Genomic DNA, 15587 nt, shown 5'->3' on the forward strand with positions numbered 1-15587 from the left:
GCTCAGCATGCTGAACGAATTGCGGCGGCCCGGTCGCGGTGTCCTCGTGTGGGGAGTCGTGGCAAGTGTGCTGCTCACCGGCCTGGTGTGGCTGCTGGGCCAACGGCTGCACGGAGTCACGCTGCTGCCCGACCAGGGAGCCTCCTGGTACTACTGGAAGCTGCCGGATCCGACCTTCTGGACCAGAGCGTCCGCCTGGGTGGGCTACGCGGCGCACCAACTCGTGTCCTGGGGCCTGATCTACTACGCGCAGACCCGGATCCGCCGCTACACCACGGGCCTGCACCGCATCAACGTCATCGCGCTCGCCGCGAACGGCGCGTTCATCGGCCTGCACGCCCTGCAGACCCAGGTGTTCTACGACGGTCTCGCCCAGGACGTCTCGATCTTCAGCTCGCAGGGCTCCGTCGTCCTGCTGCTGGTCGTCGTCCTGCTGATGGAGAACCGCCGCCGGGGCCTGGTGCTGACCTGGTCCGCGCCGATCTCCGAGCAGGTCGTCGGGTTCGCGCGCCGCTACCACGGCTACCTGTTCAGCTGGGCCGCGATCTACACGTTCTGGTACCACCCGATGGAGTCGAGCAGCGGGCACCTCATCGGGTTCTTCTACATGTTCCTGCTGCTGGTGCAGAGCAGCCTGATGTTCACGACATCCCACACGAACCGCTGGTGGACGCTGACCCTGGAACTGCTCGTGGCCGTGCACGGCACGTTGGTCGCCGTGATGAACTCCGGCCCCGACGGTATGTGGCCGATGTTCTTCTTCGGCTTCGTGGCGATCTTCGTGCTCACCCAGATGCACGGCGTCGGCCTCAGCGCGGCGGCACGGTGGTGGATCGGGGGCACGTTCGTGGCCGGCGCGCTCGCGGTCTACTCCTGGCGCGGCCTCGGCAGGATCGACGAGGTCGTGCGCATCCCGTTGATCGAGTACCTGCTGGTGGCCGTGCTCGCCCTGTTGATCTGGGCGGGCATCAGGCTCGCCCGCCTCGGCCGATCATGAGGAACAGAGCCACCCCGAACGTCAGGCGTTCCCGCGGCTCATCGCTCTTTCGCGGGCCGGCTGGCCGACTCGAGCAACGTCGCCGCGACGTCGCGCAGCTTGATGTTCGCGCGCTGCGACCGGTCCACGAGCATCCTGAACGCCTCGTCCGCGCCGCAGGTGTGCACCGCCATCAGCACGCCCTTGGCCTGCTCGATCACGGCCCGCGACTCCAGCGCCTGCTCCAGCTGCCCGACCCGGCCCTGAGAGTGCCGCCACCGCTGGGCGCTGGTGATCGTCGCGGACGCGGCCGCCGTGAAGAGCCGCATGAGCCCTTCGTCGAACGGGTCGAAGGCCGCCGCGGTGTAGCTGTAGATGTTGAGCGTCCCGATGTGCCGCGCCCCGGTGCCGTCCGAGGCGGGCAGGACGACCGGCACCGACAGGTAGGCGCGGACACCGGCCTCCTTGGCGGCGGCCTCGAACTCCGGCCACAGCTCGCTGTGCTCACCGATCACCGCCCGCACGGGCTTCAGTTCGAGCGCGGCCTCCAGGCAGGGCCCGCGGCCGGAGTCGTACTGCTCGGTGTCGAGCACGACCAGGCGCCGGTCCGTGGCCGCCGCGGTGTGCGGCTGGTCCGCCGTCACCACGGACACGGTCACCTCGTCGGCGTCGGGAACGGCCCTGGCCGCGGTCTCCGCGACCCGCTGCAACGCGTCGTCGAGCGATTCCTCGCCGGTGAACGCGTCCCGCAGCTCGGTCAACGCCTCCGTGGCCTCGTCCAGGCGTGACACCGGATCCGGGCGTTCGTCGTCGACCGCTCTCATCGATCCGTCTGCACGTAGTCGGCCATGGCGCAGCGCCCCTTCATCGGCTGGTGGAGTCCCCGCCGCCGGCTGCTCGACGCGCGTCCAGTGCATCGTACGGCCACCGGTGACGCGTGGGCCCGCGACCGCCGTGCCGGAACCGGGGCCGGCGACGGGTCGCTGCAAGGTCTCAACTTCCCGCGCCGGCCTCGGCCGGACCGCCCGAGGGCGTCCTCCGTGCGAACACGCGCGCGTGCTCGGCGATGTGTCAGTACCCCGCCGGTGTCAGGCCCACACCGCTTGGTGGCGATCAGTGTGAGCCGGTGAACTGCCCGGACGGCCGGTCCGCTGTGGGGCGAGACCAACGACCACTGTGGACACCGCTTCGGTGTGGCCGGAAGCGTGAGATCGGAAAGCGCTTTTCGCATCAGCTGGGCTGGGGCGTGTCCCGTAAGTCCGTTCGATGAGAGTCACGGTCGAGAGTCCCGGAGGCGGTGCCGCCGCGACGGCCTCATACCGGGCGTTGCGGCGGTGCCGCCTCCGGGGCCCTCGGCCGCGACTGTCGCGGACGGGACTTGCGGGACACGCCCCAGCGGCCGCGATGACCGATGCCTAGGCCCTGGCGGCAGGGTCGCCGAACCAGCGCGTGAGGTGGTCGTCGAGATCCTGCTGGTGCTCGCCGATCCAGGCGACGTGGCCGTCGGGACGGAGCAGCAGCGCCGGGACGTCCAGCGCGGCAGTGGCGTCTGTGACGAGACCGACCCGGTCCGTCCAGCCGTCGGCGGTCAGGCGTCCGGTGCGGTCGAGCACCAGGCCGCGGCCCCCGTGCAGGTGGTCGTAGAGGTGGCCCTGCGCCAGGGTGGTGTCGCGCAGGCGGCGGCCGAGCAGGTCGGGTCCGGGGCTGAAGTCGTAGCGGACGCCGATCGCGGTGATCTTCTCGATCAGCCGCCGGTTGACCTCGTTGATGTCCATCAGTTCGGTGAGCAGCCTGCGCACGGCCCGTGCACCCGGTTCGCCGGATGCCAGCGCCACCTGGGCGCGGGTGTTGTCGAGCACGTCCGCGGCGACCGGATGACGTTCGGCGTGGTAGGTGTCCAGCAACGTGCCGGGTGCCCAGCCGTGGACCTGCGCGGCGAGCTTCCAGCCGAGGTTGACCGCGTCCTGGACGCCGAGGTTCAGGCCCTGGCCGCCTGCGGGCGGGTGGATGTGCGCGGCGTCGCCGGCGAGCAGCACCCGTCCGGTCCGATAGCGCTCGGCCAGCCGGGTGGCGTCACCGAAACGGGACAACCAGCGGGGGGAGTGCACGCCGAAATCAGTTCCGGCGATCGCCTTCAGCTGTTGTGCGAAATCGTCGAGGGTGGGCGGTTCCGCGCGGTGCTCGCTTACTCCCGCGACCGGAATCACGACGCGATAGGTTCCTTCGCCGAAAGGGCTGAAAATGAACACCCTGTCGGTCTCGCGGATTTCGGCGACCTTGGCGGCGATCTCCTCCTGCGGCACGGCCGCCGCCATTTCACCCATCAGCGTGTCGTTGCGGGAGGGTTCGCCGGGGAATCCGACGCCGAGGAGTTTGCGCACGGTGCTGCGCGCGCCGTCGCAGCCGGCCAGGTAACGCGACCGCAGCCTCTCGCCGCCGGCCAGTTCGACCGTCACGCCCTCGTCGTCCTGTTCGAGCCCCGTCACCGCGCAACCGGGCCGGACCTGCGCGCCCAGTGCGATCGCGTGATCTCGGAGCAGACCTTCGACGACCGGCTGCGGGATGCCCAGCAGCGACGTGAAGCCGGAGTCCAAGCCCTCCGGCGTGGGTTTCGGGATGCCGGCGAAGGAACCTCCGACCGGACGTTGCCTGCCGCGTTCCAGGAAACGGTCCAGCAGGCCGCGCATCGCCAGTATCTCAAGACTGCGGATGTGCAGGCTGACTATTCGGGCGAACGACGAAGCGGGCTCGGGTTCCCTCTCCAGGACGAGCACTCGCACGTCGTGCAGCCGGAGTTCGGCGGCCAGCATCGCGCCGGTCGGCCCGCATCCGGCGATGACGACATCGAACATGAACCACCCATTTTCGCAGGCCCCGGTATCAGCCGCTCAGTCTGGGCGCGGTGGGGGGAGTGCCGCAACCGAAATACCCGAGTGGAAATGCGGTTTGCCTACTGCTTTCCGCTGTCTGTGCGGCCAGACGGCCGATCGGGCTGACCCTGTCGGCCGGCGGCCGGCCCTGACGTTTTCTTCCTGACACGAAAGGGTATTCGCCGGTCCCCTATCAGCAGGACGGTGTGACGTGGCGAGACCGCCATCGAAGGACATGTGGTGTCCCACGGTCGGTGTGGAGGAGGAGTTCCTCCTGGTGGACCCGGAGACCGGGGTTCCGGTGAACCGGGCGGACGAGGTCGTCGCGGTCGCGCGCGAGGAGCTCGGCCTCGAACTGGAACGCGAGCTCACCGGCGCCCAGGTCGAGATCAACACGACGGTGTGCCGCGACGCGGAGCAGGCTCGGCGTGAACTGATCGAGGCTCGCCGCTCGGTCGCACGGGCCGCGCGCACGGTGGGGTGCCGGGCCATCGCCGTCGGGGCACCTCCGCTGGGCGATGCGACTGGAGAGGTGACGGACAGCCTGCGGTACCGGCGGATCGCGCGCGAGTTCGGTGCCCTGGCCGAACAACAGCTCATCTGCGGCTGCCACGTCCACGTCGCCGTGCCCGACCGGGAGACCGCGGTCCAGGTGTGCAACCACGTGCGCCCGTGGCTGCCCGTGCTGTCCGCGGTGACCGCGAACTCGCCGTTCTCCGGTGGCGAGGACACCGGTTTCGCGAGCTGGCGTTCGACGGTGTGGTCGCGCTGGCCCGTGTCCGGGCCGCCGCCGGTCTTCACCTCGTGGCAGCACTACGAGGAAGTCTGCGACACCATGATCAAGGCGGGCACCGCCCTCGACCGGGCGATGATCTACTGGGACGTGCGGCCCGCCACCGAGCTGCCGACCGTCGAGGTGCGGGTCTCGGACGTCGCGGCGACCGTGGACGAGGCGGTGCTGCTGGCGGCGCTCGTCCGGGCGCTGGTCGCCCAGGCGGTCGTCGACGTCGAACGCGGTGTGCAGCCGGAGCCGGTTCCCCAGGAGACGTTGCGCCAGGCGTGCTGGGGCGCGGCCAACGAAGGCCTGCGCGGCAGCACGCTGGACGTGCTCTCCGGTGAGCCGAGGCCGCTGCGGCGTCAGCTCGACGACCTGGTGACCCGGTTGACCCCGGTGTTCGAGGCCAATGGTGATCTGCCTGCGGTGCAACGAGGTCTGCGTCTGCTGGACGGCCCGGGAACGGGTGCCGACCGCCAGCGCCAGGCGTTCCGGACGGGGCAGGTGGGATCGTTGCTGGGCATGCTCGACATCGACAACGCCGACCGCGCCGCACCCTGGGACACGGCTGCCTCCTGAGCCGCCGTCCGGTGGTGCGTACGATCTTCGGTGATCATGATGGTCCGAGTGGAAAAGACCGCGTCCGAGGTCAAACAGTGAGCCTGTGGCGCATGGCGAGAGGGCGGCCATGAGGGCGTTCGGCATGCAGGAGCAGACCGCGGACGCGGCGGGCACGGACGGGGACCTGCGCGCTCTGTTCGGGCAGTCCACCGCGGTGTTCGCGACGTTCAGAGGCCCGGACCACGTGGTGGAGACGGCCGATCCGGCCTTCCTCACCACCTTCGGCGAGGGCGGTGCGGGCCTGGCCGACCTGCTGGACGAGGTGTACCGGACGAGCGAACCGCGCGTCCGCCGTGACGTGCGGGTCGTGGTGGGCAGCGGCCCGGACGCGCGCGAGGTGTTCTTCGACCTCACCTGCGAGCCGCGCCGGGACGACCGCGGCGGCGTGCTCGGGGTCCGGGTGATCGGCGTGGAGACCACCCAGGTCAAGCACGCCCAGCGGTTGATGGCCGAGCATCGTGCGCTGCTCGAGCAGATCGCCCGTCAGGCGCCGCTGACCGAGGTGCTCGACGGGATGGCCCGGTGCATCGAGGAGCTGGCGCCGGAGGAGCTGTTCGTGTCCGTCCTGCTCGCCGAGCCCGACGGTCTGCACCTGCGGCACGGTGCCGCGCCCAGCCTGCCGGACTTCTACAACGAGGCCATCGACGGCATCGCCACCGGAGAAGGTGTCGGCTCCTGCGGAACGGCCGCCCACCGGCGTGAACCGGTCATCGTCACCGACATCGCCACCGACCCGTTCTGGGACGACTTCCGCGATCTGGCGGAGCAGGCCGGACTGGGCTCCTGCTGGTCGACGCTGATCCTCGCCCGCGACGGCAGCCTGCTGGGCACCTTCGCGATGTACCACCGGACCGCGCGTGTCCCGCAGGAGAACGACTTCGCCCTCATCCGGGTCTTCGCCGGCACCGCGGCCCTGGCCATCGAGCGCCACCACAACGAGGTGGCGCGGCAGGCCGCCGAGGCACAGGCCGAATCCGCCCGCGCGGCGCTGGCCGAGGCGGTGCGCGCGGAGCGGGAACTGCGCGCCGAAGCCGAGCAGCGCGCGGAAGCCGCCGCGGAACTGACCGCCCAGATGCGCGTCGCCGCGGCCGTGCAGGCCAAGACACCGCATCCCGAGTTCTGCCAGCTGGGCGGCAGGACCGGGTGCGCCCTGCCCGCCGAGATCAAGGTCGCCGACTCGTGGGGCGACTCGGCGTGGGGCTGCGCCGCACACGTCGAGGAGATCCTCATCCACGTGCGCTCGGTCTTCATCGCGAGCGAGGAACTCGGCGGGCTGGCCGCGTACCTGAACCGCTGAACCTCACACGTGCGTGTCCGAGGTCTCCTCGTGCCGCGCCTGTGCCTTCTGCCGTCGTTTCCGGTCCAGCAGCCACATCACCGGGGACGCGGAGAGCCCGTGCAGGAGGATCGAGCCGATCACGACGAGCCCGACGATCTGCCACAGCGCGGTCTGCTCGGCGAACTCGCCGTTCTGCAGGGCGTACACGAGGTAGAACAGCGAGCCGACGCCGCGCACCCCGAAGAACGCGATGACCGTCCGTTCGCGTGGACCGGTTTTGCCGCCCAGCAGGCCGATCCATCCCGCGAGCGGCCGCACGAGCAGCAGCACCGCCGCAGCGACGAGGACCTGCCGCCAGCCGATGCCCGCCAGCAGTCCGGTGGCGGCGGCACCGCCGAGCAGGAAGACGATCAGCACGGTGAGCATCCGCTCGGCCTGCTCGATGTAGCGGTGCAGGACCTGGTGGTAGCCGTGCCGGCGTTCGCCCGCCCGGATCGCGCACGCGCACACGAACACCGCGATGAACCCGTACCCCTCCACGAGTTCGGTGATCCCGTAGGCGAGGAACGCCGCCGCGAGCGCCACGAAGCCCTCCGCGTGCTCGGCCAGGCGGAACTTCTCCGAGGGTGCGGAGAAGAACAGCTTGCCCAGCGCCCAGCCGATGAGCAGGCCGATGGCGATCGCGGACGCGAGCCGCCAGAGCACGTCCACCGCGAGCCAGTGCCCGAGCCACTGCGACGGCGCCGCCCCGGCCACGCTGATCGCGATGGCGGCGTAGGTGAACGGGAACGCCAGCCCGTCGTTGAGCCCCGCCTCCGAGGTGAGCGCGAACCTGGCCTCGTCCTCGTCGGAATCCGGGTGCTCGGCGGGTTCGGCGACCTGCACCTCGCTGGCCAGCACCGGGTCGGTGGGCGCGAGCACGGCCGCGAGCAGGACCGACGCCCCGACGCCGAAGCCCAGCGCCCCCCAGCCGAGCAGGGCCACGGCGAGCATGGACAGGGGCATGGTGATGGCGAGCAGCCGCCAGGTGCTCGCCCAGCCGCGCAGACCGACCTGGCGGTTCAGCGCGAGGCCCGCGCCCATCAGGGAGATGATCACGCAGATCTCGGTCAGGTGCAGGAGCACGCCGCTGTGCGCGACGGGATCCGGATCGGGCAGGGAACCGGCCACCGTGAACGTCAGGGCGCCCGCGCCGAGGAAGAGCATCGGCATGGAGATCGGCGCGCGGTCGAGCAACCGGGGGAGCAGTGCGGCGGCGAGCGTCGCCAGGCCCGCGCCGGCGTACAGCAGCGGTCCTGGATCCACCGTCTGCCTTTCCTTGAACCGTTGGAGGTCTGAACAGGTACCCGTCAGCCCACAGGGCAAACCGAGGCCTCAGTGGACGGGGCCGCGCAGGTACCGGGTCACCATGTCCACGAGTTCGTTCTCGAACGTCTCCATCGCGACCGGCTGCGGGAACGCGGCCAGCCGGTGCGTGTTCAGCTCCACCGTGAACACGACGAGGTCGACCGCGGCGTCCAGGTCGCGCACGTCGACGTCGGGGTGCCGCGCGAACACGTCGCGGACCTGGGCGACGCGCTGCTCGCCGTGCCGCGTGATCGTCTCGCGCAGCTCCGCGGAGAGCTGGCCCTCCTCGATCATGATCCGCAGCAGCCGGGGGTCGTCGCGGTGGTTGTCGATCGCGTCGCGCACCAGCGCCCGTACGACGGACTCCAGGGTGCCCGGTGAGAGGTCCAGCCGGTCGGCGTCGGTCCAGGAGCCGCGGTCGATGTGGCGGACCATCAGCTCGGCCAGGACGGCGTCCTTGTTGGGGAAGTACTGGTACAGCGAGCCGATCGAGACGCGGGCCCGTGCGGCGATGCGGTTCGTGGTGCCCGCGGCGTAGCCGTGCTCGGAGAAAACGTGAGCAGCCGCGGTCAGGATGCGGTCGCGGGTGAGTTCCGCGCGCACCTGCCGGGGCTTGCGACGTGGGTCGATGTCGCGGTTGGCGGACGGCATGACGCCCTCTCTGCAGCTGTCCGAAAGCGAGTATCCAGGACCTGAGCAAAAGCTCATAATAGTGTCATGAGCTGGGAAAACAATCCTCCCGCACGGCTGGGCACGGTAGCGGAGGTCGAGGTCGTGGTCGGGCGGCCGGCGTCGATGATCATGCGCAAGCAGGTCGGCGCGCTCGACGAGGGATGTGCGGACCTGCTCGCGCGCAGCCCGATCGCCGGGTTCGGGTACCGGGGCGCGGACGGAGCGAGCAGGACGACGTTCGTGGGCGGCACACCGGGTTTCGCACGGGTGCACTCGCCAGGGCGGATCTCGTTCCCCCTGTGCGAGGCCGCCGACGGTCCGGCGTCGCTGGTCTTCCTGCTGCCGGGAGTCGGGGAGACCTTGCGGGTCAACGGCGTCGCGCGCGGCGGCGGCTTCGACGTGGGCGAGGTGTACGTCCACTGCGCCCAGTCGGTCCTGCGTTCCGGGCTGTGGCAACCGCCCGGTGACACGCCGGCCGCGCCCGAGGTCGGCGACGGTCCGCTCGCGCTGCCCGGTGTCGCGGACTTCCTGGCCGCCGCGCCGTTCCTGGTTCTGTCCACATGGGACTCCAGGGGTGGCAGTGACACCAGTCCGCGCGGAGACCAGCCGACGGTCGCACGGATCGTGGACGGCCGCACGCTCCTGATCGCCGACCGGCGCGGCAACAAGCGTGCCGACACGCTGCGCAACCTGCTGGAGGACGACCGGCTCTCGTTCGCCGCGCTCGTACCGGGACGCACCGGCGTCCTGCACGTCCGGGGCCGGGCGGTGATCACCGTGGACCCAGGCTTGCTGGAACCGCTGGCGCTGCGCGGAGTGCCGCCGCACGCCGCGTTGCTCGTGGACGTCGAAGACGCCGTGCTGAGTGCGAACGACGCGGTTACGCGAGCCCGGTTGTGGACCTCGGCCACCCCTGACGACGTGCCCGACCTGATGGCGTTGGCGAGCCGGCACCTGGCCGCGAACTCCGCGAGCGGCGGACCTCGCGGCTTCTTGTTGAAGATCGCGGGCCGGATCCCCGCGCGCTGGATGCGGGCGATTATCAACGTCGCCTACCGCTCGGGTCTGCGCAAGGAGGGGTACGAGGTCGCGGCCGTCCGGCCCTCTGCCGCGACCGAGGATCCGCTGCGGGAGGTGCGCGTCGCCGAGGTGCGCCACGAGACGCCGAGTGCCGTGACGCTGGTGCTGGAGGACGACCAGCCGTTCGACTTCCGGCCCGGCCAGTTCTTCACGCTCGTCGCCGACGTCGGCGGTGCCCGGGTGCGCAGGCCCTACTCGGCTTCGTCGGCGCCGGGGTCCCGGCGGCTGGAGATCACGATCAAGCAGGTGGGCCGGTTCTCCCGCCACGTCCGCACGCTCGTCGCCGGCGACCGGCTGTTCGTGCGCGGTCCGTCGGGCACTTTCCACGCGGAACCCGGCCACGAGGTGGTGCTGCTCGCGGCAGGCAGCGGCGTGACGCCGATGATGAGCATCATCCGCACGCTGCTCGCCGAGCCGGGTGACCGCATCTTCCTGCTCTACAGCAACAGGACCGCGGAAGAGACCATCTTCGCCGCCGACCTCGTGAGGCTGGTGGAGCAGCACCCCGACCGGCTCGCCGTCACGCACGTGCTGACGGCACACGACGGACGGCTCGACGTCCCACGGGTCCGCAAGTGGGCAGCCGACCTCACGCTGTCGCCCAGCGCGCGGTTCTACCTCTGCGGTCCGGAACCCCTGATGGACACCGCGCGGCAGGCGCTGGACGAGCTGGGCGTCCCCGGTGACCGCGTGCACGCCGAGAGCTACACCAACGCGTCGATGGCAGCGGGGTCCGTTACGCCGCAACGGATGCTCGTCCAGCGCGACGGGAATCCGGTCGGCACGGCGGTGGTGGAACCGGGCCAGACGTTGCTCGACGCCGCTCTCGCCGCCGGGCTGCCGATGCCCTACTCCTGCACGGTGGGCAGCTGCCAGGAGTGCGTGGCGAAGCTCCTCGCGGGCAAGGTCTCCCGGCAGGGAGAAGACGGCCAGGTCCTTACCTGCACCAGCGCGCCGTTGACCGACGTGACCCTGGAGATCTGACTCAGCCCGGTACCGGCAGCGAGGCCAGGGGAACGTGGTGCTGCCCCGCGTGGACGTCGCGATCGAGCAACCCGCCCTGGGCGACGGGCCGGGGGAACGAGATCTTCACGACGTTCAGCGCCAGGATCCGGAAGATCTGCACGTCCTCGGCGCGCACGTCGTACAGCCAGGCGATGGTCTCCTCGCTGAGCACCGACGCCCGCGCATAGCCCGCCTCGTCGCGCAGGAACACCTCCATCGTCACCCAGAACGGCCCGGCGTTCTTGGAACGGACCTCGAGCGCGAGGTCTCCGAACGTCTGCGGGGACTCAGTCATGGGCGGGGGCCTTCCGGTGCTCGATGCGGAACATCTCGGTGGGGGAGCGGGTGTCGACGACGTGGTTGAGCACGAACTCGTAGACGGGGCCGCGCTCGGTCTCGGCGGGTGAGGTCGCGAACGCCAGGCTGGGGAGGTAGGCCATGTCCGGCGTCGGCAGGTGCAGCATCAGGGGGTTGGCGACCTTGGCCACGGCGGTCGCGAGTCCCTGGGGCGCGGCGCGGACCAGGAGCATGACGCCGATCTCGCGGGGCGGCCGGCTCGCCGGGTCCAGCTTGCCCAGCACGGCGTCGTAGCCGTAACGGCGCAGGTCGAACGAGTACTCGGTGCCGTCCAGGCCGAGGGTCTGCGCGACGCGCCCGGTGAAGACCTCGACGAACAGGTCGGTCCACGCCTCGATGTTCGCGAGTGCTCGACACGGAGGTGACCGCCGTGCTGACCGCCCCGTCCGGTGCCGTCTGCGTCGTGACGGCGGGCACCGAGACCCGGCCTCGTCCGGAGGACGTCGACCAGTGGATGTCGGCGCTCAGCCCGGGAGTCGGCGTCGTCGTGGTCGAAGCCGGTGCCGTGCCGTGGCATCCGTCGGCGGTGGCGGTGGTCGCGCGCACGAAGCCGCGCCGCCCACCCATCGGCATCGTGGTCGGGCCTGGGGCCGTGACCGGGGACGACGACCGGAACCTGCTGCGCCAGCTCGCCCAGGCGACCGCGCTGGCCGCCGAAGGCCTGCACACGTTCGCCGAGGAGCACTCGCTCGCGCTCACGTTGCAGCGCAGCCTCCTGCCCCGCACGTTGCCGCACCGCCCGGAACTGCCGATGACGGCCAGGTACGTGCCGGCGTCGAGCAACGCCGAGATCGGCGGCGACTTCTACGACGTGATCGAGCTCGACGGGAACCTGCTGATCGCCATCGGTGACGTGTGCGGCCACTCGATCGAGGCCGCGACGGTGATGGGGGAGGTGCGGCACACCCTGCGCGCCTACGCCGTGGAGGGCCATCGGCCGGCCGAGATCCTGCGCCGGGCCGACGCCCTGCTCGAGCGGTTCCACCCGATCAGCGGCCTCACCACCATGTGCCTGCTGGAGGTCGACCTGGAGGCGGGCACGATGGCCGTCGCGAACGCCGGTCACGTGCCGCCTCTGGTCGTCGACGACCGGGGCGCTCACTACGTCAGCTTGCGCGGGCCGTTGCTGGGCATCGGGTTGGAGCGGCCGGAGGCCACCGTGCTGCCGCTGCCGCCGGCGACCACCGTCGTGCTGACGACCGACGGCCTCGTCGAACGGCCGGGCATCGACCTGGACGAGGGCATGGAGAAGCTGCGCGCGACCGTGTCGAACACCGAGGACATGGACCACCTCGCCGACCGCCTGCTCGCCGAACTGGGGCAGGGCAAGCAGGACGACATCGCCCTGCTCCTGCTGCGACGGCTCGGATGACGGCCCGCGTGGTCGACCTGCCGGTGCGGGCGGGCATGTCGATGGCCTCGTTGCGCCTCGATCTCGCCGTCGCCCTGCATGACCTCGGCGAGGACCACCTCTACGACGTGCAGCTCGTGGTGACCGAACTCGTCGCGAACGTCCTCGACCACACCTCCAGCACCGGCCACCTGCGGATCCTGCGCGGTCAGGAGCCCTGTGCGGTGACGGTCGAGGTGGACGACGAGTCCGCCGTGCGACCGGTGTACGGCCGTTCGCGCCTGGGGGAGACCCGCGGCAGGGGAATCGTCGTGGTGGCCGACATCTCGCGCAAGTGGGGCTGCCGTCCGTGCGGCAAGAGCGGCAAGACGGTGTTCGCCCTGGTGGAGTGCGCCGGAACCTGACCCGGTCGCCGCGGTTACCCCGGTCCGGCCGGGGTATTTCTCGCCATGGCCACCACACCGTCAGCGCCCCGCGGCGAACCATCACGGCCGCCGGAAGTCGGAAGAACCGTCACCGAGCACCTCGAGAACGGTGCGGTCGTGACGTACTTCGATCCCTCGCCGTCCGCGGAGCCGCCGTTCCGGCGCGCGGTCGCGGTCGGGCCGGAGATCGTCGACCCCGGCACGAACCTGCGCTGGATCCCCCTGATCCGCAACGACCTGACGCTCGACATGGTGATGTGGCCGCTGATCGTGGACATCGCTCCCCAGTAGGCCTGCGGGCGGGGCAACGCGGTGCCGCCCCGCCCACACGTGCTCTCACCGCTTGGCTGCTCCGCTGACGGGGGTCAGCAGCGCCAGCATCTCCGGCAGGTCGAAGTGCCGGGCGACGTCGAGCGCGGACCTCGGTCCGAGAGCGGGCTCCGCCCCCGCGTCGAGCAGCAGGCGGACGATGCGTTCCGAGCGCCGGAACACCGCCGCTCCCAGTGCGGTCTGCCCCCGGTCGTTGACCCGGCCGGTGTCGGCGCCCCGCTCCAGCAACGCCTGGACCGCGTCCGGACGGCAGTGGTAGGCGGCGAGGATCAGCAGGGTGTCGCCCGCACCGTTGGTGAGGTTGACCGGTATCCCCGCGTCGATCGCCTCCGCCAGCCGTGCCGTGTCCCCGGACCGGGCCAGGTCGAACATCGAGCGGAGGAAGGCGAGTTCCTGCTCGGTGAGCGCCTCCTGGCCGCTCATGCGATGGCCGGGGGGAAGCGGTCCCACACGCGGTGGGCGCCGAGCAGGGTGGTCACCTCCGCGAGGACCTCCGATGGGCTGTCGTCGATCACGATCCCCGGTCCCGTCCCGCAGCCGGCGGCCTCCACGGCGGTGCGCCCGGTGCCCCACGCGCCGATGGCCTTGGCGTGGCGGAAGCACTCCTGGATCATGAGGCTGACGCGCGGGTCGGTGGCGTTGCCCGCGACCAGCAGCGCGTCGAACTCGATCGAGCGCGCGGTGAGGAACGTGCGCTGCGCGACCAGACCGCTGTCGCCGAGCGGCCCGCCGGTCGGAGCGATCAGCAACGGGACCATTCCGCCCGCCAGGACGGTCTCGCGCACCGTGCGCACACCGTCGAGATCGGCCGGGTCGACCACGATTCCGATGATGCGGCCATCCGTCGGCCACGTCTGCCCGACCTGCGACAGGGCCGGACTCGGCGTGACCTTCTTCAGCTTGGCCTTGGCCGGCACCGGAAGTCCCAGCCCCTTGGCCACCTCGGCGCACAGGACGGGGTCGACGTTGGCCAGCACCAGCAGCTCGCGTTCCTTGATCGCCTGCTCGTAGCACTTGCCCAGCTCGAAGGTGAACGCGGCGACGAGGTGTTCCTTCTCGACCGGCGAGAGGCTCTGCCAGAACAGCCTCGGCTGCGTGTAGTGGTCCGCGAACGACTTCGGTGCCTCACGAACCTTGACGGCCCGCGGCAACGGCTGCGCCACCTCGACGAGCGGCCGGTCCTGGGCCTTCGCGACGAACGGGTTGCCGCCGTCGAGCGTGTTCGGCCGGTAGGGGGCCACGCCCGCGTGCACCGCCTGCTGGTGGAACCCGTCGCGGAGCATGTCGTTGACCGGCACGTGCGGGCGGTTGATCGGGATCTGGTTGAAGTTCGGTCCCGCGAGCCTGGTCAGCTGGGTGTCCAAATAGGAGAACAGACGGGCCTGGAGCAGCGGGTCGTCGGTCACGTCGATGCCCGGCACCAGGTTGCCGAGGTGGAACGCCACCTGCTCGGTCTCCGCGAAGTAGTTCTGCGGGTTGCGGTTGAGCGTCAGCAACCCGACCGGCTGCACCGGTGCGAGCTCCTCCGGGACGATCTTCGTCGGGTCGAGCAGGTCGATGCCCTCGAAGGTCTGCTGCGGGGTGTCGGGCATGATCTGCAGGCCGAGCTCCCACTGCGGGTACGCGCCGGACTCGATGGCATCGGCGAGGTCGCGGCGGTGGAAGTCGGGGTCGAAGCCGCCGGCCATCTGGGCCTCCTCCCACACCAGGGAGTGCACGCCCAGCTTCGGCTTCCAGTGGAACTTCGCGAGCGCGGTCGCGCCCTCGGCGTTGACGAGGCGGAACGTGTGGACGCCGAATCCCTCCATCGTGCGGTACGACCGGGGGATGCCGCGGTCGGACATGTTCCACATGACGTGATGGGTGGCCTCGGTGTGGGTCGACACGAAGTCCCAGAACGTGTCGTGCGCGCTCTGCGCCTGCGGGATCTCGCGGTCCGGGTGGGGTTTGCCCGCGTGGATCACGTCCGGGAACTTGATCCCGTCCTGGATGAAGAAGACCGGGATGTTGTTGCCCACCAGGTCGAAGTTGCCCTCCTGGGTGTAGAACTTCGTCGCGAACCCGCGGGTGTCCCGCACGGTGTCCGCCGACCCGCGCGAGCCCAGCACCGTCGAGAACCGGACGAACACGGGCGTTTCCACGCCGTCGCCGAGGAACCCGGCCATGCAGACGTTCGTGGCCGTGCCGTAGCCGACGAACGTGCCGTGCGCCCCGTATCCACGCGCGTGGACGACCCGCTCCGGAATGCGTTCGTGGTCGAAGTGCATGACCTTCTCGCGCAGGTGGTGGTCCTGCAGCAGCGTCGGCCCGCGCTCTCCGGCCTTCAGGGAGTGGTCGGTGTCGTGCAGCCGCGCGCCGGCGGAGGTGGTGAGGAACTCACCCTGCTGGCCCTGGGACAGCTTGGGTGCCCCGGTCGGGGCGCCGGTCGGCGACACCTCTCCGGCCCTGTCTGGTCGTGCTTGGGCGGCAACGGCCCCCTCGGCTCGGTCGGCTCCTCAA

The 15587-nt window shown here is 70.7% G+C and carries 15 protein-coding genes; 7 read left to right on the forward strand and 8 right to left on the reverse strand.

Annotation, left to right across the window (positions count from 1 at the left end; all coding sequences use genetic code 11):
* Window positions 1-7: 7 nt before the first annotated feature.
* Complete coding sequence (locus SK571_RS22875) at window positions 8-997, forward strand: hypothetical protein (RefSeq protein ID WP_319986125.1); 990 nt, start codon at window positions 8-10, stop codon at window positions 995-997.
* Between the two features lie 38 nt (window positions 998-1035).
* Here the strand turns inward: SK571_RS22875 and SK571_RS22880 are convergent, their stop codons facing one another.
* Together SK571_RS22880 and SK571_RS22885 are read right to left on the reverse strand one after the other, a co-directional pair.
* Window positions 1036-1800, reverse strand: a complete 765-nt coding sequence (locus SK571_RS22880; protein ID WP_319986126.1) for a GAF and ANTAR domain-containing protein — start codon at window positions 1798-1800, stop codon at window positions 1036-1038.
* Between the two features lie 591 nt (window positions 1801-2391).
* Entirely contained in the window at window positions 2392-3828 is a 1437-nt protein-coding gene (locus SK571_RS22885; RefSeq protein WP_319986127.1) for an FAD-dependent monooxygenase, read from the reverse strand.
* Between the two features lie 229 nt (window positions 3829-4057).
* On the opposite strand from SK571_RS22885, the gene SK571_RS22890 reads away from it, so the two are divergent.
* Window positions 4058-5200: a carboxylate-amine ligase gene (locus SK571_RS22890; RefSeq protein ID WP_319986128.1), complete on the forward strand. Its 1143-nt coding sequence runs from the start codon at window positions 4058-4060 to the stop codon at window positions 5198-5200.
* A gap of 85 nt (window positions 5201-5285) precedes the next feature.
* Entirely contained in the window at window positions 5286-6539 is a 1254-nt protein-coding gene (locus SK571_RS22895) for a GAF domain-containing protein (RefSeq protein ID WP_319986129.1), read from the forward strand.
* Window positions 6540-6542: 3 nt separating this feature from the next.
* On the opposite strand, the gene SK571_RS22900 is transcribed toward SK571_RS22895, so the two are convergent.
* Window positions 6543-7826: a cation:proton antiporter gene (locus SK571_RS22900; protein ID WP_319986130.1), complete on the reverse strand. Its 1284-nt coding sequence runs from the start codon at window positions 7824-7826 to the stop codon at window positions 6543-6545.
* Between the two features lie 69 nt (window positions 7827-7895).
* Window positions 7896-8519, reverse strand: coding sequence for a TetR/AcrR family transcriptional regulator (locus SK571_RS22905; RefSeq protein WP_319986131.1), 624 nt, complete (start codon window positions 8517-8519; stop codon window positions 7896-7898).
* Between the two features lie 66 nt (window positions 8520-8585).
* Between SK571_RS22905 and SK571_RS22910 the strand changes: the two genes are divergently transcribed.
* On the forward strand, window positions 8586-10604 hold the full coding sequence (locus SK571_RS22910) for a 2Fe-2S iron-sulfur cluster-binding protein (RefSeq protein ID WP_319986132.1): 2019 nt from the start codon (window positions 8586-8588) through the stop codon (window positions 10602-10604).
* A 1-nt stretch (window position 10605) separates the two neighbouring features.
* Here the strand turns inward: SK571_RS22910 and SK571_RS22915 are convergent, their stop codons facing one another.
* Both SK571_RS22915 and SK571_RS22920 read right to left on the reverse strand, forming a co-directional pair.
* Window positions 10606-10920: a DUF4387 domain-containing protein gene (locus SK571_RS22915; protein ID WP_319986133.1), complete on the reverse strand. Its 315-nt coding sequence runs from the start codon at window positions 10918-10920 to the stop codon at window positions 10606-10608.
* Window positions 10913-11206: a hypothetical protein gene (locus tag SK571_RS22920; protein WP_319986134.1), complete on the reverse strand. Its 294-nt coding sequence runs from the start codon at window positions 11204-11206 to the stop codon at window positions 10913-10915. Before SK571_RS22920 ends, SK571_RS22915 begins: the two co-directional genes overlap by 8 nt.
* A 122-nt stretch (window positions 11207-11328) precedes the next feature.
* Between SK571_RS22920 and SK571_RS22925 the strand changes: the two genes are divergently transcribed.
* The 3 genes from SK571_RS22925 (at window position 11329) to SK571_RS22935 (ending at window position 13049) form a co-directional block, all read left to right on the forward strand.
* Complete coding sequence (locus tag SK571_RS22925; RefSeq protein WP_319986135.1) at window positions 11329-12354, forward strand: PP2C family protein-serine/threonine phosphatase; 1026 nt, start codon at window positions 11329-11331, stop codon at window positions 12352-12354.
* The gene (locus tag SK571_RS22930) at window positions 12351-12737 is read left to right on the forward strand and encodes an ATP-binding protein (protein ID WP_319986136.1); all 387 of its coding nucleotides are present in this window, start codon (window positions 12351-12353) and stop codon (window positions 12735-12737) included. The genes SK571_RS22925 and SK571_RS22930 overlap by 4 nt, the downstream gene beginning before the upstream one ends.
* A gap of 138 nt (window positions 12738-12875) precedes the next feature.
* Window positions 12876-13049 carry a hypothetical protein gene (locus SK571_RS22935; protein ID WP_319986137.1) on the forward strand — a complete coding sequence of 58 codons (174 nt, stop codon included), beginning with the start codon at window positions 12876-12878 and terminating at the stop codon, window positions 13047-13049.
* Between the two features lie 45 nt (window positions 13050-13094).
* Here the strand turns inward: SK571_RS22935 and SK571_RS22940 are convergent, their stop codons facing one another.
* Together SK571_RS22940 and SK571_RS22945 are read right to left on the reverse strand one after the other, a co-directional pair.
* Window positions 13095-13511 carry an ankyrin repeat domain-containing protein gene (locus SK571_RS22940; RefSeq protein ID WP_319986138.1) on the reverse strand — a complete coding sequence of 139 codons (417 nt, stop codon included), beginning with the start codon at window positions 13509-13511 and terminating at the stop codon, window positions 13095-13097.
* On the reverse strand, window positions 13508-15523 hold the full coding sequence (locus tag SK571_RS22945) for a catalase (protein ID WP_319986139.1): 2016 nt from the start codon (window positions 15521-15523) through the stop codon (window positions 13508-13510). Before SK571_RS22945 ends, SK571_RS22940 begins: the two co-directional genes overlap by 4 nt.
* Window positions 15524-15587 lie beyond the last annotated feature (64 nt).

The organism is Lentzea kristufekii, from assembly GCF_033949925.1.
Taxonomy (GTDB): domain Bacteria; phylum Actinomycetota; class Actinomycetes; order Mycobacteriales; family Pseudonocardiaceae; genus Lentzea; species Lentzea kristufekii.

Coding starts and splice junctions, on each gene's coding strand:
- SK571_RS22875 (WP_319986125.1), top strand. CDS start 8: ATGCTGAACGAATTGCGGCGGCCCGGTCGCGGTGTCCTCGTGTGGGGA.
- SK571_RS22880 (WP_319986126.1), bottom strand. CDS start 1,800: ATGAGAGCGGTCGACGACGAACGCCCGGATCCGGTGTCACGCCTGGAC.
- SK571_RS22885 (WP_319986127.1), bottom strand. CDS start 3,828: ATGTTCGATGTCGTCATCGCCGGATGCGGGCCGACCGGCGCGATGCTG.
- SK571_RS22905 (WP_319986131.1), bottom strand. CDS start 8,519: ATGCCGTCCGCCAACCGCGACATCGACCCACGTCGCAAGCCCCGGCAG.
- SK571_RS22910 (WP_319986132.1), top strand. CDS start 8,586: ATGAGCTGGGAAAACAATCCTCCCGCACGGCTGGGCACGGTAGCGGAG.
- SK571_RS22915 (WP_319986133.1), bottom strand. CDS start 10,920: ATGACTGAGTCCCCGCAGACGTTCGGAGACCTCGCGCTCGAGGTCCGT.
- SK571_RS22930 (WP_319986136.1), top strand. CDS start 12,351: ATGACGGCCCGCGTGGTCGACCTGCCGGTGCGGGCGGGCATGTCGATG.
- SK571_RS22940 (WP_319986138.1), bottom strand. CDS start 13,511: ATGAGCGGCCAGGAGGCGCTCACCGAGCAGGAACTCGCCTTCCTCCGC.